Annotated in this window: 15 protein-coding genes; 7 read left to right on the top strand and 8 right to left on the bottom strand. The window is 41.4% G+C overall.

The features are described 5' to 3' along the window. Positions 1–111: 111 nt before the first annotated feature. The 5 genes from pta to E7T07_RS06505 all read right to left on the bottom strand — a co-directional run bounded on the left by pta (position 112) and on the right by E7T07_RS06505 (position 9,585). Positions 112–2,253: a phosphate acetyltransferase gene (gene pta, locus E7T07_RS06525; RefSeq protein WP_135710087.1), complete on the bottom strand. Its 2,142-nt coding sequence runs from the start codon at positions 2,251–2,253 to the stop codon at positions 112–114. 114 nt (positions 2,254–2,367) lie between these two features. Next, entirely contained in the window at positions 2,368–3,582 is a 1,215-nt protein-coding gene (locus E7T07_RS06520) for an acetate kinase (RefSeq protein WP_135710086.1), read from the bottom strand. A 204-nt stretch (positions 3,583–3,786) separates the two neighbouring features. Next, positions 3,787–5,550: an ABC transporter ATP-binding protein/permease gene (locus E7T07_RS06515; protein ID WP_135710085.1), complete on the bottom strand. Its 1,764-nt coding sequence runs from the start codon at positions 5,548–5,550 to the stop codon at positions 3,787–3,789. A 338-nt stretch (positions 5,551–5,888) separates the two neighbouring features. Then, a complete protein-coding gene (locus tag E7T07_RS06510; protein WP_135710084.1) occupies positions 5,889–8,054 on the bottom strand; it encodes a TonB-dependent siderophore receptor in 2,166 nt (721 codons plus the stop codon). A 133-nt stretch (positions 8,055–8,187) separates the two neighbouring features. After that, the gene (locus E7T07_RS06505; protein ID WP_135710083.1) at positions 8,188–9,585 is read right to left on the bottom strand and encodes an MATE family efflux transporter; all 1,398 of its coding nucleotides are present in this window, start codon (positions 9,583–9,585) and stop codon (positions 8,188–8,190) included. Between the two features lie 38 nt (positions 9,586–9,623). Here E7T07_RS06505 and E7T07_RS06500 point away from each other — a divergent pair, with 38 nt between their 5' ends. The 4 genes from E7T07_RS06500 (at position 9,624) to E7T07_RS06480 (ending at position 14,266) form a co-directional block, all read left to right on the top strand. Further along, positions 9,624–10,235: a riboflavin synthase subunit alpha gene (locus tag E7T07_RS06500; protein ID WP_135710082.1), complete on the top strand. Its 612-nt coding sequence runs from the start codon at positions 9,624–9,626 to the stop codon at positions 10,233–10,235. 126 nt (positions 10,236–10,361) lie between these two features. Beyond that, entirely contained in the window at positions 10,362–12,014 is a 1,653-nt protein-coding gene (locus E7T07_RS06490) for a class I SAM-dependent DNA methyltransferase (protein WP_135710081.1), read from the top strand. Then, the gene (locus E7T07_RS06485) at positions 12,005–13,357 is read left to right on the top strand and encodes a restriction endonuclease subunit S (protein ID WP_135710080.1); all 1,353 of its coding nucleotides are present in this window, start codon (positions 12,005–12,007) and stop codon (positions 13,355–13,357) included. The genes E7T07_RS06490 and E7T07_RS06485 overlap by 10 nt, the downstream gene beginning before the upstream one ends. A gap of 3 nt (positions 13,358–13,360) precedes the next feature. Continuing rightward, positions 13,361–14,266 carry an FRG domain-containing protein gene (locus E7T07_RS06480; protein ID WP_135710079.1) on the top strand — a complete coding sequence of 302 codons (906 nt, stop codon included), beginning with the start codon at positions 13,361–13,363 and terminating at the stop codon, positions 14,264–14,266. Positions 14,267–14,442: 176 nt separating this feature from the next. Here E7T07_RS06480 and E7T07_RS06475 read toward each other — a convergent pair whose 3' ends face one another. Together E7T07_RS06475 and E7T07_RS06470 are read right to left on the bottom strand one after the other, a co-directional pair. Then, entirely contained in the window at positions 14,443–14,769 is a 327-nt protein-coding gene (locus tag E7T07_RS06475; protein WP_135710078.1) for a HigA family addiction module antitoxin, read from the bottom strand. Positions 14,770–14,779: 10 nt separating this feature from the next. Next, on the bottom strand, positions 14,780–15,085 hold the full coding sequence (locus E7T07_RS06470; protein ID WP_135710077.1) for a type II toxin-antitoxin system RelE/ParE family toxin: 306 nt from the start codon (positions 15,083–15,085) through the stop codon (positions 14,780–14,782). Positions 15,086–15,279: 194 nt separating this feature from the next. Here E7T07_RS06470 and E7T07_RS06465 point away from each other — a divergent pair, with 194 nt between their 5' ends. Then, a complete protein-coding gene (locus E7T07_RS06465) occupies positions 15,280–18,444 on the top strand; it encodes a type I restriction endonuclease subunit R (RefSeq protein ID WP_135710076.1) in 3,165 nt (1,054 codons plus the stop codon). Positions 18,445–18,496: 52 nt separating this feature from the next. Here the strand turns inward: E7T07_RS06465 and dolP are convergent, their stop codons facing one another. Further along, positions 18,497–19,084, bottom strand: a complete 588-nt coding sequence (gene dolP / locus E7T07_RS06460; protein ID WP_135710075.1) for a division/outer membrane stress-associated lipid-binding lipoprotein — start codon at positions 19,082–19,084, stop codon at positions 18,497–18,499. A gap of 295 nt (positions 19,085–19,379) precedes the next feature. On the opposite strand from dolP, the gene ald reads away from it, so the two are divergent. Both ald and E7T07_RS06450 read left to right on the top strand, forming a co-directional pair. Next, the gene (gene ald, locus E7T07_RS06455) at positions 19,380–20,492 is read left to right on the top strand and encodes an alanine dehydrogenase (protein ID WP_135710074.1); all 1,113 of its coding nucleotides are present in this window, start codon (positions 19,380–19,382) and stop codon (positions 20,490–20,492) included. Between the two features lie 85 nt (positions 20,493–20,577). Further along, positions 20,578–21,945, top strand: a complete 1,368-nt coding sequence (locus E7T07_RS06450) for a sodium-dependent transporter (protein ID WP_135710073.1) — start codon at positions 20,578–20,580, stop codon at positions 21,943–21,945. Positions 21,946–22,070: the final 125 nt, after the last annotated feature.

The raw sequence follows: 22,070 nt of genomic DNA, 5'->3' as shown, positions 1-22,070 counted from the left end.
GGTAGTTTGGTGAGAAGGAATGCTTGGTGGTTATTAAGCTCAGCCGCTGGGGGGAATAGAAAAACCGCACTTTTGGCAAAAAGTGCGGTTTGTTTTTTAAGGGTTTTACAATTAAGCCTGTGTCGCTTGAATTGCGGTTAGGGCGATAGTGTAAACAATATCATCCACTAATGCACCGCGTGATAAGTCATTAACCGGTTTACGCATACCTTGAAGCATTGGGCCGATTGACACCAAGTCAGCAGAGCGTTGAACCGCTTTATAGGTGGTATTACCTGTATTCAAATCAGGGAATACGAATACCGTTGCTTTACCCGCAACCGGTGAGTTAGGGGCTTTCGATTTCGCCACATCCGCCATGACTGCCGCATCGTATTGTAACGGACCGTCAATTAATAAATCAGGGCGTTTTTCTTTCGCAATACGTGTTGCTTCTTTCACTTTTTCAACATCTGCACCGGCGCCTGATGTCCCTGTTGAGTAGGAAATCATCGCTACTTTCGGATCAATACCAAAGGCTTTCGCCGAATCTGCAGATTGAATCGCAATCTCAGCTAATTGTTCAGCCGTTGGATCCGGGTTAACCGCACAGTCACCATAAACAAGCACTTGATCCGGTAATAACATAAAGAAGATGGAAGAAACAATCGAGCTACCCGGTGCAGTTTTGATGATTTGCATTGGTGGGCGGATTGTATTCGCTGTAGTATGAACTGCGCCTGAGACCAAACCATCCACTTCGTTGGCTTCTAACATCATCGTACCTAATACGACAGTGTCTTCTAATTGCTCACGCGCAGCGGTTTCCGTCATGCCTTTCGCTTTACGTAATTCTACTAAACGCGCCACATAGTTTTCACGAACAGAAGCCGGATCGATCACGGTAATGCCTTTACCCAAGGTAACACCTTGTGCATCCGCTACACGTTGTACATCTTCAGGGTTTGCTAAAAGCACACATTCTGCAATGCCACGTTCTGCACAAAGTACGGCTGCTTTAATGGTACGCGGTTCATCCCCTTCAGGTAACACAATGCGTTTTTTCGCCGCACGAGCTAATTCAGTTAATTGATAACGGAATGCCGGTGGTGATAAACGGCGAATACGTGCGGAACCACCTGCTAAGTGGTGAATAAACTCGGCGTCAAATTGTTCGCTGGTAAATTGTTTGATGTTTTCGATACGTTCTTTATCATCCACAGGCACTTCAAGGTTGAAGCTTTGTAGGCTTAATGCGGTTTGCCATGTGTTACCTTCAATACGGAACACCGGTAAACCCGTTGATTCAAATGAGCGTTGGCATAATTTACTGAACGCGCTATCAATTTTATAGCCGCCTGTTAATAGGATACCGCCTAACTCAATACCATTGGTTGACGCCAATGCTGCCGCAGCAAGGACATCCGGACGGTCTGCGGAAGTTACAAGTAAGTCACCGGTATGGAAGTGTTCAACCATATGATGTAATGAGCGTGCACAGAACGTAATACCACGAATACGGCGTGTTTTAACATCGCCTTCATTGATAATGCTTGCGCCCAAATGATTTACCAAATCAATGGCACGTGTTGCAATTAAGTCTTGTGACCAAGGGATACAAGCCAATACTTTAATTGGGCTGTTTTTGAATAAGTTGTACACTTCATTCGGGTTATTATGGCTGTGTTGGAATGAATCAAAGATTTCAGCCAAATCAGGACGTGTACGACCGGAACTATCAATTGGCGCATTAAATTTATTGATTACCACACCTAATAGGTTTTCATTGTCTTTGCCGCCAAATGATGCCGCTGCCGCTTCAACGCGTTCTTTTAATTCCGCCGGGGTTTCTGTTGCCGGTGCTGCCACTAAAACGATTTCCGCATCTAATGCTTGTGCCACATCAAAGTTGATACGGTTTGCAAAGCTGTGTTTTGGTGTTGGAATTAAACCTTCAACAATAACAATGTCGTTGTTTTTCGCTAATTCTTGATAATTCGCCACGATTTTTTCTAAGAGAACATCATTTTGTTTATTGGCGATCAGATTTTCCGCATCGCTTAACATAATTGGATTGGCGGTTTCCAGTGATGTTGACGTGCGTACAATCGAGGTTGTACGGTCAAGTTTATCTTCGCCTGAAATCGGTTGTGAAATTGGTTTCATAAAACCAATTTTAGCCCCTTTTTGCTCAAGAGCGCGGATTAAACCTAAGCTAACGCTAGTTAAACCCACACCGCCGCTAATTGGGGTAAGGATAATTGTATGAGCCATGTTTTTTCCTATTTTGCACAAAAGTGCGGTTAATTTTGGATATGTTTTTTAGATTGATTTATCTTTTTTAAGAACAAACAAAAACTGCCGAAAATCTCGGCAGTTTTGCGGTCATTAGATACAAAGACGCGCAGTATCTTGTGCGATAACAAGCTCTTCGTTTGTTGGGATAACCATAGCAACCGGTGTACCTTCTGTAGTGATGACACCTTCTTTACCAAAGCGTGCTGCTAAGTTTTTCTCGTTGTCTACGCTATAACCAAATAATTTTAAGTGGTTTAAGGTAATTTCACGTACGTGCGCAGAGTTTTCACCGATACCGCCTGTAAAGACGATGGCATCTAAACGTTCACCGATAACCGCCATGTACGAACCGATGTATTTCGCTAAACGGTAGCAATAAACATCTAATGCACGGCGCGCCGGTACGCGTAATGATTCATCTTCGCTGTCGTAATTGTCTTCCGCAAAACGGCAGTCGCTGGTGACTTCAGTTAAACCTAAAAGACCTGATTTTTTGGTTAAAGTCGTATTAATTTCTTCCACAGACATACCTAAAGTGTCGTGCATGTAGAATACGATTGCAGGGTCAATATCACCTGAACGAGTACCCATCACTAAACCTTCTAACGGTGTTAAACCCATTGAAGTATCAATACATTCACCGTGACGAACCGCAGAAACCGAACCACCGTTACCTAAGTGGCAAGTAATTACGTTAACTTTATCTTCTGCAACGCCTAAACGTTTTGCTGCTTCACGGCTAACGAAATAATGGCTTGTACCATGTGCACCATAACGGCGAACACCGTGTTCTTTGTATAAAGAGTATGGCAACGCGTATAAGAACGCTTCTTCAGGCATTGTGGTGTGGAATGCAGTGTCAAATACAGCAACGTTTTTATCTTTTAAATGTGGGAACATTTTGAATGCTTCTTTGATACCGATTAAGTGCGCCGGATTGTGAAGCGGTGCAAATTGGATCGCTTCTTCAATACCTTTGACCACTTCATCATTGATCACAACAGATGAAGTGAATTTCTCACCACCGTGAACGATACGGTGACCAATTGCAACGATACCGTCTTTTAATTCAGGATCTAATGGGAAAATTTTGTTTACGATAAAGTTTAATGCTTCACTGTGAGCTGCGCCTGCGCCTAAGTCTGCATTACCTTTTTCACCATGTAATTTCCATTTGATACGTGCTTCAGGAAGGTAAAACGCTTCCGCTAAACCTGATAATTTTTCATCACCAGATACAGGATCCAAGATAGCAAATTTTAATGAAGAGCTACCACAGTTAAGGATGAGAACTAATTTTGACATAGATTAACCTATCTTTTGGGTTTAAGTGAAAAGAGTGTTTATCATCCAACTTATTGACGACAAACGCATAAAATTTTAACGCCCAATAGGATACACGTTTTAGAAAATAAAATAAATTCTTGAACAAAGAAAAAATATGATTTTTATCAAAAAAGTTGAAGATTTCAATATTTTCTATAACTTTACATTGCGTGTATTTACCACTTAAATTCGACAAATCCCCAAATCCAAAAATTTATTATGGAATTGATGTAGCGTACCACGATGTCCCACACTCAACACAATCATATCAGGCAATTCGTCACGAATTTTTTGGTAAAGCAAATATTCCGTAGGTTCATCTAAGGCAGACGTGGTTTCGTCTAAAAACACCACATCAGGTTGAGTGAGAAAAATACGCATAAACGCCACGCGTTGTAATTCCCCGGGCGATAAAATCACCTGCCAATCGTTTTCTTGATTTAAGGCATGGAGATAATGCCCTAAACGACATTCTTTCATATAATGCTCAAGTTTAGGATGGTTAGGATCGATATTCGGATAGCAAATGGCATCGCGCAAAGCCCCTTGCGGCATATAAGGACGTTGCGGCAAAAAGAGCGTATTCGCATTACAAGGGCGTTCGCTATAACCAAAGGTTTCAAAAGGATAGATCCCTGCAATGGCTTTTAACAAGGTTGTTTTGCCCGCCCCTGAAGGCCCACTGATTAACAGCGCATCGCCTTTTTGCAAGCGCAAATTTACCTGTTGCAACAGCACATCACCAGACTGATTTTTCAGCCCAAAATCGCGCAAAGCCACCCCAAAACCACATTCTACCGGGTGGGCAATTTGGTGTTGATCGAGATAATCCAACTTTGTCATAAAGCCGTATAAACGATTTAAACGGGCTTGATAGAGTGTGAATTGTTCATAAAACAAACGGAAAAAGGACAGCGCGCGCATTAAACGGTTAAAGGCTTGTACGGTTTGGTGCATATCCCCTAAGGTTGCCGCGCCTGCAAAAAAACGTGGTGCTTGCAACATTAAAGGCAAAATCATTGCAATTTGCGTAATCCCGGTATTAAAACCGTCCAACCCTAACATACGGCGCACAATTGCCCAACGGTTTTGAATAATGGCTTGGAATTTTGTTTTTAAGTGAATATGTTCTTTGGATTCACCGTCATAAAAGGCAATACTTTCCGCATTATCGCGCACGCGAATCAGCGAATAACGATAGTCACCATTATATTTTTCTTTGTCAAAATTGAGTTTAATCAACGGATGCCCAATCCACACAGAAAGTGCGGTGGCAAAAAGGATAAATCCGTAAATAAAAAAGACCGCGGCTTTGGGAATTTCAACGCCAAACAGCGCAAGAACCCCTGATAGCCCCCACAAAATAATGGTAAATTCAATAATGGATAAAACGGCACCAATTACCCCATCCAGCAGATCTACTGTCCCCGTAATAAACTCTCGGGCATCTTGTTCAATACGTTGGTCAATATTATCTGGCAACTCTTTTTCATATTTCACACGATAGTAATTTTTATTTTGCAACCAACGAGACAGCATCTCATCGTTCAGTTTTTCCAACCAACGAATTTCAAACACTTGGCGTACAAAATAATTCAAAATGGAATGAATAATCTTAAACCCCACCAACAGCGCATTAATTAAGGCAAAGAACCAAAATGCGTCTGCCGCTTTATTTTGCATGGATGTATATAATCCATTGTAGAAGAAAGTGTTCAGTACACTAATACGAACTTCAAGTAAAATAAACAATAATAACAACAGGATTAAACCCAAGGCTTTCCAACGGTTTTTGGCGGTTAAACAAGGCTTAACAATCCATTCCAATTTCCGACCAAATGCTGTTTTACGCAATAAAAGTGCGGTCAAAAATAAACCTAAAATAAGCCAAGTTAAAGACTTTAAAAGCCAAGGAAAACTGTTGTGAAGTTCGGTTTGCCAGTTCATAAAATATACGAAATTTTTAAGGGTGAAATCTTTCACCCATAATGTTAGATATGGAAAAGAGATACTATGCAGTAATTACACAAAGCTGAAATGGTGGTTGGTGAGCTTGTCGAACCATAAGGCATTTCAGCGTGTAGCACAAGACTTACGTTTCGACAAGCTCAACGACCGTCTTGTGCAAGTGCCACATAATACCGCAAAATTTATTGTAGGGGCACTCTGCGAGTATCCGTTGTGAAATCGAAGTTCGATTTATGGTTAATAATCTTACTTCGTCATAAAAACGGACACGCTCAGCGTGTCCCTACTTTTACCTATGGGTTTTACGCTAGGCTATTTTACAATTCAATCTTCGCATTCAACATCACTTCACGACCATAACCCAAAGAGACTGGGGTAATGAAGTTATCTACGTTCCCTGCGGTTGATTGATAATACACTTTATCCGACAAGTTTTTGCCATTAAGTTGTAATGAAACATTTTTATTTGCGATTTTGGTTTCGTAAGCTAAGAATGCATCATAAATGGTCGCATTAGGAATTTTATAGGATTGCGTATAACTTGCATTGTAAGCATTCCAAGAACCTAAATAACGCGCACCCGCGCCGACACGCCAGTCGCCCCCTAAGAAATGGCCTAAGTCATAACTTAAGAATAATGCGGCTTGATGTTTCGGCACTCCGATCAATTGTTTACCCACCGCATTTGGATATGCGCTATTTTCACGGTTTTCCACTTTGGTATAAGTATAAGTTGCAGATGCGCTTAAGCGATCGGTAATATTACCGTTAATATCCACTTCAACACCGCGTGAGCGTTGTTTGCCTGCAATGTAAAGATCGTTATTGGCATCGGTTTCGCCTACATTTTTCTTCACAATATTAAAGAGCGCGACTGTGGCGTTAATGTTGGTGCTTTCATATTTCAAGCCGGTTTCCACCGATTGACCTTCTTCAGGCGGTAAATTTGGGTCTACGTTATTAGCAATGGCATATTGTGGGCGGAATGACTCCGCATAGTTAATGTAGGTTGCCCAATGTGGATTAAATTTATAAACCGCCCCGGCTTGATATAAGAATTTACCATTGTGTTGATCAGTACTTGGAACGAGCGTTTTATTTAGTGCGTGACGGCCTGCAACTTGGTCAAAATATTCATAACGAATACCGCCGGTAAGAATTAAATTTTCCGTTAAATAAGCGGTATTTTGAACAAAGGCACCAATGGTTTTGATATTGTTAATCTGCCAGTTATTCGCGGCAATGGTTTCTTTCGCTTCCGGACTGGTATAAAGAGGGTTATCGATATTAATTGAACTCCAACCACCATTATTGTAAACAGGACCTGTTGTACGATAATTGCGGCTTGCGTCAACGCCTACAATAAAACGGTTTGCCACTTCGCCTAATGCAAATTCACCCACCAAATTGAGAGACGCAGAATGAACACGTTGGTCAGCAGCTTGTTTCTCCAAACGGCGTAGAGCAGTGCGTGGTTGCAATGAACGAGTTGCGTTATAACGTAACGTATCGGTATAACTCGTATTCACTGCCACAACACGGGTTTGATTATAACGATATTTATCACGGGCATAACCATAAGCAAAATTTAGCTTCCATGCGTCATTTAATTTATGTTCCGCTTTGATTTGAATATTATCGGTTTTACCAATGGTATTATTGTTGGGTTCATCTAAACGGCGTTCTGCAGGGATATTCACCACTTCGCCATTAACGATTTGTGTACCGCGGTCAAACGGTTGTACATAATCTAAATGTTCATAGGCAAAAAGCAGTTTGGTATTGTCGTTTTCCCAAGAAAGTGATGGTGCATAAGTTGTGGTTTTAATTTGACCAAAATTACGCCAGTAATCTTTTTCTTGCTTGTCGTAAATAAAGCGATAAGCAAAACCGTTACCTAAACCACCAGTACTATCCAATTGTGCACCAAACATATTATTGTTACCAAAGGTGCCGCTTAAGATCGTTTTTTGCTCTTGTTGCGGTTTCTTGGTGACAACATTAATAATACCACCCGGATCTTGAATGCCATAAAGCACAGAAGCGGGGCCTTTTAAGACTTCAACGGTTTCTGTGGTTGCGCCAAAGTTGTGAGAAGGGCCTGCTTGAACGCCGTTGCGCATAATCGAATTATCACGATTGCCGCCAAAACCACGTTTTTGTACCGCATCGAAAATACCGCCTAAGGTATTTGCTTGGCTCACACCGCTGACGCTAGTAAGTGCGTCAATTAAATCGTTCGGTTTACGATCTTCAAGGAGTTTTTTCGTTACAACATTCACGGTCGTTGGCGTATCAATAATGGGTACATTGACTTTGGATACCGCACTCGTTCCAATAGCGTGATAGCCCATTTGTTGTAATTCTTCCGAAGTAATCACTTCGATTTCATTTAATTGTTCTGCTGTATTCGTTTCAGCATTCACCGCAAAAGACGCCGAAGCAAAAAGTGCGGTGTAAATTAGGCTTAATTTAAAGTTCATACTTTGTCCTTAGGGTAAAAATAATTGGTGCAAAGTATAAAGAGAAAAAAAATAAAACGCAATACAAATAGGAATTATTGTTATTTGTGGTTCGACAAGCTCATCAACCTTGCTTCGACAAGTTCGCTAATCCTTATTTCAACTTATCCAATTGCGCCAGCAACGCTTCATCAGATTGTTTTTGGATTTTGCGCATGCGATAGCTTAAACAAATGGCGGCGCAGGTGAGCGAAATCACAAAACCAATCCAAAAGCCCATTGCGCCTAAATGTGGCACGATAAAATCCGTCATTGCCAAGCTGTAACCTGTGGGCATGCCGATCACCCAATAGCAGAAAATGGTGATATATAAAATGGCTTTGGTGTCTTTGTAACCGCGTAACGCACCCGCGATAACCACTTGAATCGTATCGGAAAATTGATACAGTGCCGCTAATAACAACAACGGCATTGCCATTGCGATAACCTTGGTGTCCGACACAAAAATAGACGCGATATTTTCACGAAAATACACAGTAATAAACGCCGTGATAATCGTAATATTCAACCCTACGGCTAGTGCGGCATAAGACACTTTTTTCGCTTTCTCAGGTGAACCTTCGCCAAGGCGTTGTCCCACTAAAATGGTGGTCGCCATACCAATGGACATTGGTAGCATAAAAATAAAAGAGCTGGTGTTTAAGGTAATCTGATGACTTGCCACCATATCCGTGCCTAAGGGCGATAAAAAGAGCGAAGTGAGCGCAAATAATGCCACTTCACACCACAACGCCACCGCAATCGGGAAACCCAAACGCAGCAATTTTTTCAAGGTTGCCCAATTTGGTTTTTCGATGATCTGCTCGAACACTTTCAAATCACGCTGATTTTTCGCCCGTTTTGTATACACGATCATCATAATACACATCGCCCAGTTCACTATCGCCGTAGCAATCCCACAACCGACTGCACCAAAGGCAGGCACGCCAAATTTGCCGTAAATAAAAATATAGTTTAACGGCACATTTAACCCCAGCCCCAAAAAGGTAATCACCATAGCCGGTTTGGTTTTGGCAATGCCGTCATTTAAACAGCGAAAATTCACCAACAACAAATAAGCAGGCAACCCAAAAATCATGGCGTGCAGATAACCAATGGTAATTTTCGCCAGTTTTTCATCCATTCCCATTTGCTGAATAATCAAATCACTGTGATAAATAATCAGCCCAAGGGGAATGGTGGCAAGTAAAACAATCCACAAGCCTTGACGCACTTGATGCGCAATACGATCACGCTTGCCTGAACCGTTTAAATAGGAAATTGTCGGCGGCAAAGCAAGTAATAAACCATGCCCAAATAACACCAACGGAAACCAAATAGACGCACCAACGGAAATTGCCGCCATATCCGCCGCACTTACGCGCCCCGCCATAATGGTGTCTATTGTTCCCATAGAATTTTGCGCCAATTGGGCTAATAAAATAGGCAACGCAATTTGAATAAGCTTGATGGCTTGTTCTTGATAAACCGCGAGATTTAGAAATTTTTTCATATCAGGTATAATGCAGAAAATTTTTAAGGAGAATGCTTATGTTTACAGGTATCGTGCAAGGCACGGCACAAATTCAGTCCATTGTGGAAAAGCAAAATTTTAGAACACATACGGTCAAAATGCCACAGAATTTACTGGATCATTTAGAAATTGGTGCCTCTGTAGCCAATAATGGTGTGTGTTTAACGGTGACGAAAATTGAAAATGATTTGGTCAGTTTTGATTTAATGACAGAAACTTTACGTATCACCAATTTGGGCGGCTTAAAACAAGGGGATTTTGTTAATATCGAACGTGCCATGAAATTGGGTGATGAAGTGGGGGGGCATATTTTATCAGGGCATGTTTATTGCACTGCCAAAGTGAGCCAACGAATTCCTAGCGAAAATAACTTACAAATTTGGTTTGAATTGCCTGATCAACAGGTGATGAAATATATTCTCACCAAAGGTTTTATTGCCATTGACGGCATTAGCCTGACAATCGGCGAAGTCAAAGACAACCAATTTTGCGTTAACCTAATTCCCGAAACCATCGACCGCACTTTAATTGCGCAACGCCAATTAGGGGATGAGGTCAATATCGAAATTGATCCACAAACCCAAGCTATTGTGGATACCGTTGAGCGATATTTGGCAACGAAGAATTAATTTAATTAACATCTTGCGGACACACGCCGTGTGTCCCACACTGGAATTTTTTACGGAGATATAGTATAATGCACAGCACAGCACAGCACAGCACAGCACAGCACAGCACAGCACAGCACAGCACATCTGGCTGAAAATTTAGCTACTCAGCAAGCAGATCAACAAGCCTTTCTCAACAAACTCGATGCCGACCTTTGGAAAGCAGCCGATAAACTTCGCCAACAGCTTGACGCTGCCAACTACAAACACATCGTTCTCGGTTTAATCTTCTTAAAATACGTTTCCGACAGCTTCTCGGCACAACAAGACATCATCAAACAACGTTACACCGATCCAACGTCCGATTTTTATCTCGATCCGACCGCTTACAGCGAAAGCGAACTTGCCGATATTCTTAACGCCGAATTGGAAGAACGGGACAACTACGCCCAAGACAACGTATTCTGGGTGCCGCAACAAGCCCGTTGGGACGAAATCAAAGTCGTGGCTCGTGCTAACATTGGCGACAAAATCTGGGGCGAGAAAACCTTTAAAGGCATTGCCAACTTGATTGATGACGCTTTTGACGCTATCGAACAAGACAACCCCAAACTCAAAAACGTCATTCAACGCATCAGCCCTTATAAAGTCGATGAAAGCATTTTATTGGGCTTAATCGATCTCTTTTCCGACACCAACTTCACCCGTCCAACCCTTGACGGCAAGCCGATTTCCTTGGCGGCAAAAGATATTCTCGGTCACGTTTATGAGTATTTTCTCGGGCAATTTGCCCTTGCGGAAGGTAAAAAGGGCGGTCAATATTTCACACCAAAATCCATTGTTACCCTGATTATCGAAATGCTCGAACCCTACAAAGGACGCATTTACGACCCAGCAATGGGGTCGGGTGGCTTTTTTGTGCAAACAGAACGTTTTATCCGCGAACATCAAGGCAACGTCAGCGAAGTGAGCATTTTCGGACAAGAGTTCAACCCAACCACTTGGAAACTTGCCGCAATGAATATGGCAATTCGTGGCATTGAATTTGACTTCGGCAAAGGCAACGCCGACACCTTCAGCAATCCGCAACACCGTGATAAAAAAATGGATTTTGTGATGGCAAACCCACCGTTCAATATGAAAGACTGGTGGAACGAAAGCCTTGCCCAAGACCCACGCTGGCAATACGGCATACCGCCCGAAGGCAACGCCAACTTTGCGTGGCTACAACATATGATTTACCACCTTTCGCCAAACGGACGAATGGCGTTGTTGCTTGCCAACGGCTCAATGTCATCGAACACTAACAACGAAGGCGAAATCCGCAAAAATATTCTCAAAGCCGACCTAGTGGAAGCGATGATCGCCCTGCCAAGCCAACTCTTTACCAACACCCAAATCCCAGCCTGTATCTGGATTTTGAACAAAAACAAAGCACGCAAAGGCGAAGTGCTGTTTATTGACGCACGCCAACTCGGCTATATGAAAGATCGTGTCTTACGCGACTTCACCGCAGACGACATCGCCAAGGTTGCCGACACTTACCACAGCTGGCAACAATCCGCCGACTACCAAAATATCCCTGCATTCTGCTACACCGCAAGCCTTGACGAAATCGCCCAAAACGACTTCGTCCTTACCCCAGGGCGTTATGTCGGTGCTGCCGAACAAGAAGATGACGGCGTACCATTTGCAGAAAAAATGCAAGAACTGACCGCGCTTTTACAACAACAATTTAAGCAAAGTGCAGAATTAGAAGCCAAAATTAAAGCGAATTTGGGAGGGTTGGGATGGAATTAATAACTTTAGAAAATGCTGGTATAGAATTTATTGATGGAGATCGTGGGAAAAATTACCCTAAAATAGATGAATTTAAGGAGCAAGGATATTGCTTATTTTTATCAGCAAAAAATGTAACAAATAAGGGGTTTCTTTTTGATGAAAAGTTATTTATTTCTCAAGAAAAAGATGGCTTATTAAGGAAAGGAAAATTATCAAGAGGAGATATTGTTATAACAACACGAGGAACGGTTGGTAATGTTGCACTATATAATGATATTGTTCCTTTTGATAATATTAGAATAAACTCAGGAATGGTTATTTTAAGATGTAATCAACAAAAATATAGTACCGTATTCTTAGATATAGTATTTCGTTCTGAATTTTTTCAAAATCAAATAAAAGGACTTGTCTCAGGCTCTGCTGTGCCACAGCTACCTATAAAAGATTTAAAAAACTTGAAGATGCCAAATCTATCTCTAGAAAATCAGAAAAAAGTTATAGATATGGTTGGGAGATTGGAAAACAAAATCCAACTCAACACCCAAATCAACCAAACCCTAGAACAAATCGCCCAAACGATTTTTAAAAGCTGGTTTATTGATTTTGACCCCGTTCACGCCAAAGCCAACGCGCTGGCAAGCGGACAAACCGCTGAACAAGCCACCCAAGTGGCAATGGCAGTGATCAGTGGTAAAAACACGCAAGAATTACACCGCTTGCAGACGGCAAATCCCGAACAATACCAACAACTATGGGAAATCGCAGAGGCATTTCCGAGTGGGTTTGATGAAGAGGGCGTGCCGTGGGGGTGGGAGAGTAAGCCATTAGATGAAATAGCTATTTATCAGAATGGATTGGCATTACAAAAATTCAGACCTGAAAGCGAAGATGAGTATTTACCCATAGTAAAAATTGCACAATTAAAACAAGGGTATGCTGATGGTAAAGAAAAAGCATCAGTCAATATTAAGCCTGAATGTATCATTGATAATGGCGATGTAATTTTTTCTTGGTCGGGTTCTTTGGTTGTAGATATTTGGTGCGGGGGGAAGGCTGCACTAAATCAACATTTATTTAAGGTAACATCAAAAAATTATCCTAAATGGCTCTATTATTTTTACACAGTTCATCATTTAGCTGAATTTCAGAGAATTGCAGCGGATAAAGCGGTAACAATGGGGCATATAAAAAGAGAACATTTATCTCTGGCACTATGCGTTATACCAAATAACGAATTTATCCAGAAGTTTTGTTTTCTTGAAGATTATATCAGTCAGATTGTTAATAATAGATTGCAAAACGTGTCTTTGATAAAAATTAGAGATGAATTATTACCTAAGTTATTGAGTGGGGAGGTTTAGAGTATGGTTTTTCAATGTCCAACGGTTGAAAACCTTGATGAAATTCAAGAAATAGATATTAATAAAAGAATATTTGAACAAAACTATACCTTAGAAAAATATTCTGACAATTCAGTAGGTTTTGCTAATTGTATAAAAATTGAAACAATAGAACAATTCTATTATGTATGTCAGAAGATATTTTCTCTTGAACAAATTAGACCCACAATATATAGAGGTCAATCTAATTATCATTGGAAATTAACGAGTTCTTTAGAAAGGGAAATTATAAATAATATTCCGAATGATATAATTACTACTGAGCTTTACGATAAAATTCGAGAAGAACACCTTGCGAATTTTAAAAAGCTAGCAAGGGGTAAATTAAAAGATCAAAGTTTATTAAAAGGTAATACTTCAGAATATGATAACGAGTTATGGGCTATTGCACAGCATTTAAAAATGAAAACACCATTAATAGATTGGTCAAAATCATTTTTTGTTGGAGTTTTTTTTGCTTTTAATAGTCAAGAAGAATGCGAATATAGAGCTGTATATAGGATTTTATCTGAATTTATTAATAAGTTATCACAAAACATCGTAATTGAACCTAGAATGGATTATTACGGAAGACTAACAGCACAACAAGGGGTCTTTACATATTGGGGAATGGAAAGTGATTTAGAAAAAATATGTAATGTAATTGATGAAAATGTTAATAAAGAGATAGAAGGGTCTAAACCATTATCAAAACAAGTAAAAGAAAAAATGCTTACAAAATATTATATATCTAATTCATTAAAAAAAGATATTCAGAAGTATTTAGAACATATCGGTATTACTTATGAAACAATTTATCCAGATTTAGATGGAATTATCGAAAAAGCAAATTTAGATTTATTGAGTTCATTTGAAAAATATAAGCGGTAACATTCCCACAAATTTTTACAACCCCGACAGCGACTTTGTCGCAATCGGTTAAGCATAATTGGGTGGCGTTGCCACCCGTGGTTGTAGGGGCAAATCACATTTGCCCCAGATATTACCGATGATTTTGGGGCTAATGTAATTAGCCCCTACAGGTAGATTATGGGATAGGATAAAAACTAGGCAAACGCCGATATGCTACGCCATTCTTTGGCGATTTTAACTTTGGCTAGGCTTTGTTGAAATTGGGTGTTGTGATTAAGTTCCCATAAATCAACGGCATTTTGTAAATTTAGCCAAAACTCAGGCGTTGTGCCAAAGGCTTTGGCTAATTTGAATGCCATTTCAAGTGTGATTTTGGTGCTGTTATTCACAATCGCGCTAGCCGTATTTCGATGAACGTCAAGAATATTGGCTAAATCTGAAATTTTAAGATTTAAAGGCGATAAAAATTCTTCTTGTAAAATCTCACCGACCGCTGTGGGTTTTCTAGGAGTGGTTTGCATTTTTGGGTCCTTATAAGTCGTAAGTATGGGGATCTAAATACAAATGAGATAACCTGTTGTTGTCAAATTTAAATATTAAGCGATATTGTTTATTGACCCGAATGGAGTACATCTTATTTTCTTTCGGCTCTAATAATTCGAGCTGATTAGCAGGGGGAATACGTAAGTCGTTAAGATTTTCCGCTGCGTTGATCATATCTAATTTACGCGCAAGCACTTTCCTTAAATTTGCCGGGATTTTGCTATCTGTTTCGCCATATTGGAAAAAACGATAGAGATAGCTATCTCGAAAGTGCGCATAGGTTAGGTTAAACATTAGCTTTCTCTCAATGAATATATAACAAAAAAATGCACAGCGCAACTATGCATTAACAGGTAAAAGAATAGAGATAGAAGAGATATTCATCAATCATATCCTGTGATTTTTGGAATATGGATCACAAAATTAATATACAAGGGGCGAAAGATGTGTCGCCCCTACAGGATAGACAAACAAAAAAGGAAAAAACAATGCTCATCAACGAAAACACCATTGAACAAGCCTGTTTGCGACATTTGCAGGAATTGGGTTGGGATTATACGCACGGTTCGACCATCAATGCCGATGGGGAAAATCCTTGGCGGTTGCGGACGGACGAGGTGGTGTTTCGTTCGGTGTTGCGTGAGGCGGTGGAGCGGTTAAATCCGCTGTTGCCGTCTGCCACGGTGGACGAAGTGGTGGCGTTGGTGTGCAAAACGGATATTACGGATTTAACAGAGCGTAATCAGCAAGCCTATCGCTACTTGCGTGAGGGCGTTCGGGTGGAATATCGGGAAAATGATGAGCAAAAGGTGGAATTTGCCCGTTTGATTGATTTTCAACAGCCAAGCTTGAACCGTTTTGATGTGGTAAACCAGCTGACGATTTTGGGGCGGAAGGGTAATCGCCGTCCTGATGTGATTTGTTATATCAATGGCTTGCCTGTGGTGGTGTTGGAGCTGAAAAATCCCTTGAAAGAGAATGCGGATTTGCCACAGGCGTTTAATCAGTTGCAGACGTATAAGCAGGAAATCGGCGATCTGTTTGTGTATAACCAAGCCCTTGTGATCAGCGATGGTATTTTGGCGAAGGTCGGTTCGCTTACGGCAGATTTGGAGCGGTTTACCCCTTGGCGTGTGGTGGACGAGAAGAACAAGCAACGGATTTCGTTTGAACACGAGTTGGAAGGCTTGGTGCGTGGTTTACTTAATCCTACGAGTTTGTTGGATTATATCCAGAATTTTATTGTGTTTGAGCAAGCCTCAAGCGGTCGTTTGGTGAAGAAAATTGCCGCTTATCATCAATTCTACGGCGTGAATGAAGCGGTGGATTGTACGCTGTGGGCGGCGAGCGAGCAGGGCAATGGCAAAATTGGGGTAATGTGGCATACACAAGGTTCGGGCAAGTCGTTGTCGATGTTGTTTTATGCGGGCAAATTGTTGTCGCAAGCGGAGTTACGCAACCCAACTATTGTGGTCGTTACCGACCGCAATGATTTGGACGGCCAGCTTTATGCCACCTTTTCAGGCGGTCAGGCGTTAATTCGTCAGCAACCTGTGCAAGCAGACGGCAGGGAGGCGTTGCGTGAAGAACTTGCCAAGCGTGAAACAGGCGGTGTGATTTTTACCACTATTCAGAAATTCGGTTTACAAGAAGGCGAGCAGGCTCACCCTGTGTTAAACGAGCGACACAATATTATTGTGATCAGTGATGAGGCTCACCGTTCGCAATATGGTTTTAGCCAAAGTATGAAACTCAACGAGCTAAATCGCACAGGGACATACCGTGTCGGCTATGCAAAACATTTGCGTGATGCTTTGCCAAATGCCTCTTTTATTGGCTTTACCGGCACGCCGATTAGTCTTGAAGATAAAGATACGCAGGAAGTGTTCGGTAAATATGTGTCGATTTACGATATTACCGATGCGGTGGAAGATGGGGCGACAGTGCCGATTATTTATGAAGCACGACAAATTCCGATTGCACAGAGTGCCGAGTTTGATAATGTGGTGCAAGAAGCCCAAACGTTAATTGATGAAGATGATGAAAGTAGCTACAACTTCCGTTTGCGTGAAAAATTAATGGGAACAGAGGGGCGTTTGAGCCGTTTGGCAGAAGATTTTGTCAAACATTTTGAACAACGCACCGCTTTAATTGACGGCAAGGCAATGGTGGTGGCGATGAGCCGTCAGATTTGTGTGAAATTGTACGAAAAAATCACCGCACTTCGTCCAGAGTGGCATAGCGATGATGTGAATGAAGGAGCGATTAAGATTGTGATGACGGGGTCGGCGAGCGATCCTGCGGACATTCAAAAACATATCTATTCTTCGCAAGATAAAAAGCTGTTGGAACGCCGTTTTAAAGATCCTGACGATCCGCTGAAAATAGTGATTGTGCGTGATATGTGGCTAACGGGTTTTGATGCTCCGTGTTGCAATACGATGTACATTGATAAGCCGATGAAAGGGCATAATTTAATGCAGGCGATTGCACGGGTAAACCGTGTATTCCGCAATAAGAGCCGTGATAATGGCGGTTTGATTGTGGATTATGTGGGGCTAACCAGCGAACTTCGGGAAGCGACAGAACAATATACTCGCTCGCACGGCAAAGGGCAGATGACCCACAATATCGCTGAAATTAAGGCAAAGATGTTGGAATATATTGATGTTGTGCGTGGGCAGTTTGCTACACCTGTGAACGATCAGCCATTTAAGCTGTTTGATGCCTTGAAAATTGAAGATGAACTGGCGTTGTTCAAGCAAGTAATGTTGGGGGCGAACCATATTCTCGCCTTAGATCATCAAACGGTTGCGGATAAAACCGAGAAAACCCCAAGACGTAATGCGTTTTTAAAAGCGGTGCGTTTGGCGAAAAAAGGCTTTAGCTTATGCGGTGCAGACGGCGATGTTCAGCAGTACCAAAAAGAGCTTGCCTTTTATGATGCGGTGCGTGCGATTTTGGCAAAACGTGAGCCAAATTCGACCGCTTCAAGCGAAGAACGTCAGTTGCAGTTGGTAGCATTACTGAATAAAGCGGTGGACGCAAGCGGTGCGATTAACCTGTTTGATTTGCTTAACCGCGAACAGCCGAATATCAATATTTTGTCGGAAGAGTTTTTAGAGAAAATCAAAAACAGTCAAACCAAAGAGCTTTGGCTGTTGGCGGTGGAGCGTTATTTGCGTAGCCAAATCAATGAAAAAGGAACAGGCAATTTGGCGGTGCAAAAAGATTTTGCCGAGCGTTTGAAAGAAGCGTTAAACAAATACCACAACCAAAATCTCACTATTATGCAAGTGTTGGAAGAGTTGCTGAATATGAGTAAGGAATTTACCGAACGCTTGCAACGTGGGGAGAAATTGGGTTTATCGCCGGCAGAAATTGCCTTTTACGATGCTCTTGCCCGCAATGAAAGTGCGGTGCGAGAATTGGGCGATGATGCCTTGAAAAACTTGGCAAAAGCGATTACCGATAAACTGCGTAAATCCGCCACTATCGACTGGCAATACAAAGAAGCAGTGCGTGCCAAAATGCGAAACTTGGTGCGTGTAACGTTGAGATTATTCAAATATCCACCGGATAAATGCGATGAGGCAATCCAATTTGTGTTGGAGCAAGCGGAAGTGATTGCGGATGAATTGACGGCGGAGTAGGGCTTGAACATTGTATGGGCGGATAGGAAATCCGCCCTATGGTGCAAGTTAATTAATCTAAATATTTAAACACTTTCATCACACGTTTTACACCGCTTACTTCGCTGGCAATTTTGGCTGCCGCAGTGGCTTGATCTTGGGTGACATTGCCCATTAAATACACGGTAGCGTTTTCAGTGATGGCTTTGATATCCGTGGTTTTCACTTTAGAATCGACTAACATATTCGATTTAACTTTGGTGGTGATCCAACTGTCTTGAGTGCGTTGGGTCAGGCTAATTGGCGTACCGATCGTCATTTCGTTGTACACTTCATTATCTTTTACCCCTTCCACACCTTTGGTTAAGCTGGTGGCGGTTTCTTTTGACATTTCATTTGGCATTTGCCCGAGTAATAATACGCGACCGCTATAAGCCACGACAACGGTACGTCCTTCCGCTTTAATTTGTTCGTCTTTAGTGATGGCGTCATATACTTTAAATTCTAAGGTTTCGTCATCAATTTGCGTGCCGGTTGTACGAGGGTCTGTGGCAATTTTACCACCTATTGCCGCGCCGCCCACTACCGCCGCTACACAACCTTGTAGCAAAACCGCAGATCCTAGAATGAACGCTAATTTTTTTATGTGTTTGATTGTCATAAAAATCTCCTTAAATAATTGTGCCATAGTTTGCGGTTAAGTCATTAAGCTGTCAACTTTTATTTGTAAATTTAATCCACAAAGCGCGGTCAAGAAAATGAAATTTTTAACCGCACTTTTGCACTTATTTTTCAAAATGTGAGCATATTCACAAAATTTTATCAAAAAGTAACTATAATGTAACATAAATGTTACCAATTGCTCGATTTAACATTTTTAATAAGCTGGTTACGCTTTTCAGAATGTTGTACACCTAAATCACTCATCGAACATCAATCTCATTAAGGAGGATATTATGATTATAGGTTGTCCAAAAGAAGTAAAAGTTCAGGAATATCGTGTTGGTTTAACCCCTGCTAATGTTCAATCCTATGTGGAAGCAGGCCATACTGTTTATATTGAGCAGGGCGCGGGAGCAGAAATCGGATTTGCCGATGAAGCTTATCAAGCTGCGGGGGCGATTATCACAGATAAAACAACGCTATTTGAAAAAAGTGATATGATCATCAAAGTGAAAGAACCGATTGAATGTGAATATCCTTATTTTAGAGAAAACCAAATCCTTTATACCTATCTTCATCTTGCCGCAGATAAACCACTTACCGATATGTTGCTTGAACGTAACATTCAATCTATCGCTTATGAAACCATTAAAACCCCAACAGGTTTGCCTTGTCTCGCGCCAATGAGTTCTATTGCCGGACGTTTGGCAACCTTGGAAGCGGCGAAATATATTCAAAAAACCTTTGGCGGTGCCGGGGTGCTATTAAGCGGTACAGCCGGCACACCTAAAGCGAAAGTGGTGATTTTAGGTGCAGGCGTGGTGGGGTTGAATGCGGCTCAAGTGGCGATGGGAATTGGGGCTGATGTGACCATTTTAGATATTAATGCAGCACGTTTAGCTTATATCGATCAAATTTTTGATATGCGTATTAAAACCTTGACGAGTTCGCGTGGTAATATTTTGAGCTTGTTACCTGAAGCGGATGTGGTGATTGGGGCCGTCTTAATTCCGGGAGCAAAAGCACCGCACTTATTGCGCAAAGATGATTTGAAATTGATGAAAAAAGGCGCAGTGTTGGTGGATGTGGCGATTGACCAAGGCGGTTGTTTTGAAACTTCAAAAGCCACGACGCACAATGACCCGATTTATGAGATTGATGGCGTGATTCATTATTGCGTGGCAAACATGCCGGGTTGTGTGGCGCGCACATCGACATTAGGTTTAACTGATTCAACCTTAGAATATGGCTTAAAAATTGCGGCATTAGGTGTTAAAGCCGCCTGTTTATCTGATCCTGCCTTATTGCAGGGTCTCAATACCTATAACGGTAAATGCACGTTTAAAGGTGTGAGCGATGCCTTTGGCATTGAATATACCGAACCACAAGTGGCGTTAAACGCTTAATCAAAATATCAAGCCGAGTTGTATGAGAACGTCCCTCTGTGTTATCACAGATGGGCGTTTTGGCTATCCAAAAACGAGGTGAAATATGAGTGTTAACACAAAGAAAGCACGACAGTCTTGGTCTAGTCAATTGACTTATATATTAACCGTCGCCGGGGCAACGGTGGGATTTGGCGCAACATGGCGTTTTCCTTATTTAGTCGGGGAGAATGGAGGTGGGGCTTATGTGTTACTGTTTTGCATTGCGATGATCGTTATCGGGATTCCGATGATTTTAGTAGAAAATGTGATTGGACGACGCATGCAAGTCAATTCCATTGATGCCTTTGGTGGGGAAGTCAATGGGAAGAAAATTGCTGGCGCGTGGAAAATCTTAGGTTATATGGGGTTATTAGGCTCCTTTGGCATTCTTGCCTATTATATGGTGTTAGGCGGTTGGGTGTTGACCTATATCGGTAGCCTGATTTCAGGTGGGTTGGACTTGTCTGAACATGTGACCATTGAAACAACGTCCGCATTTTTTAATGACAACATCAAAAATTCCCCCGTAACGGTGTTAATTTACACCGCACTTTTTGTGGCAGCGAATTACGTCATTCTAATTAAGGGGATCAAAGACGGCATTGAGCGTTCCGTAAAAATTTTGATGCCATTATTATTTATCTGTTTAATTATTATGATTATTCGGAATATCACTTTGCCCGGTGCGATGGAGGGTATTAAATTTTACCTTGTGCCTGATTTTTCAAAAATCACTAAAGAACTTTTTGTCTTTGTTTTAGGGCAAGTTTTCTTTGCATTAAGTTTGGGATTTGGTGTGTTGATTACGTTGTCGAGCTATTTGTCTAAGCAAGAAAAATTGGTACGTACGGCGACAATTACCGGCGTGATTAATACGCTTATTGCCCTTGCTGCCGGCTTTATGATTTTCCCTTCGCTATTTACGTTTAATGTGGCGCCTAATTCAGGGCCGACTTTAGTGTTCCAAAGTTTGCCGATTGTTTTCTCGCATATGTGGGCAGGGGGCATATTTGCTACGGTTTTCTTTAGTTTGTTGATTACGGCGGCGTTGACAACTTCCATTACGATTTATGAAGTGTTGGTTACCGCATTGCAAGAAAAAACGGCATTGAGCCGTAAGCAATCTATTGCCATTGTGTTGATAGGCACCTTTATTTTAGGCAATGTTCCTTCAGTGCTGGGCGATAATATTTGGAGTCATATTTCTATTGGTGGTCAAAGTATTTTTGATGCCTTTGATTATGCTAGCGGCAATATTTTATTTATTTTGACCGCACTTGGTAGCGCGATTTTCGTGGGCTATGTGCTTAAAGATGAAGCGAAGCGGGAATTAGGTGCAGGAGAAACCTTTACCAATCTTTGGTTTAATTATGTGAGATTTATTATTCCATTGATTATTCTTATTATCTTTATTAATTCTAATTTTTTATAACGAAGAATAAAGGATAGGCACAAGTCTATCCTTTTCGTTGGCGAGCAAGGATTGTCTATTGCATAATCAGTTGAATTCCTATAGAATTTCTGCGTTTTTTTAAAAGAATAAGTCAAGAGAGTGTG

It is taken from the genome of Actinobacillus porcinus (assembly GCF_901764995.1).
Classification (GTDB): Bacteria; Pseudomonadota; Gammaproteobacteria; order Enterobacterales; family Pasteurellaceae; genus Exercitatus; species Exercitatus porcinus.
Note: the sequence above shows the minus strand (reverse complement) of the source record. Positions and strands in the feature narration are given on the sequence as shown.

Excerpts from the sequence above, each read along its gene's own strand:
- pta (WP_135710087.1), bottom strand. The coding sequence starts at position 2,253 with ATGGCTCATACAATTATCCTTACCCCAATTAGCGGCGGTGTGGGTTTA.
- E7T07_RS06520 (WP_135710086.1), bottom strand. The coding sequence starts at position 3,582 with ATGTCAAAATTAGTTCTCATCCTTAACTGTGGTAGCTCTTCATTAAAA.
- E7T07_RS06515 (WP_135710085.1), bottom strand. The coding sequence starts at position 5,550 with ATGAACTGGCAAACCGAACTTCACAACAGTTTTCCTTGGCTTTTAAAG.
- E7T07_RS06510 (WP_135710084.1), bottom strand. The coding sequence starts at position 8,054 with ATGAACTTTAAATTAAGCCTAATTTACACCGCACTTTTTGCTTCGGCG.
- E7T07_RS06505 (WP_135710083.1), bottom strand. The coding sequence starts at position 9,585 with ATGAAAAAATTTCTAAATCTCGCGGTTTATCAAGAACAAGCCATCAAG.
- E7T07_RS06500 (WP_135710082.1), top strand. The coding sequence starts at position 9,624 with ATGTTTACAGGTATCGTGCAAGGCACGGCACAAATTCAGTCCATTGTG.
- E7T07_RS06485 (WP_135710080.1), top strand. The coding sequence starts at position 12,005 with ATGGAATTAATAACTTTAGAAAATGCTGGTATAGAATTTATTGATGGA.
- E7T07_RS06480 (WP_135710079.1), top strand. The coding sequence starts at position 13,361 with ATGGTTTTTCAATGTCCAACGGTTGAAAACCTTGATGAAATTCAAGAA.
- E7T07_RS06475 (WP_135710078.1), bottom strand. The coding sequence starts at position 14,769 with ATGCAAACCACTCCTAGAAAACCCACAGCGGTCGGTGAGATTTTACAA.
- E7T07_RS06470 (WP_135710077.1), bottom strand. The coding sequence starts at position 15,085 with ATGTTTAACCTAACCTATGCGCACTTTCGAGATAGCTATCTCTATCGT.
- E7T07_RS06465 (WP_135710076.1), top strand. The coding sequence starts at position 15,280 with ATGCTCATCAACGAAAACACCATTGAACAAGCCTGTTTGCGACATTTG.
- dolP (WP_135710075.1), bottom strand. The coding sequence starts at position 19,084 with ATGACAATCAAACACATAAAAAAATTAGCGTTCATTCTAGGATCTGCG.
- ald (WP_135710074.1), top strand. The coding sequence starts at position 19,380 with ATGATTATAGGTTGTCCAAAAGAAGTAAAAGTTCAGGAATATCGTGTT.
- E7T07_RS06450 (WP_135710073.1), top strand. The coding sequence starts at position 20,578 with ATGAGTGTTAACACAAAGAAAGCACGACAGTCTTGGTCTAGTCAATTG.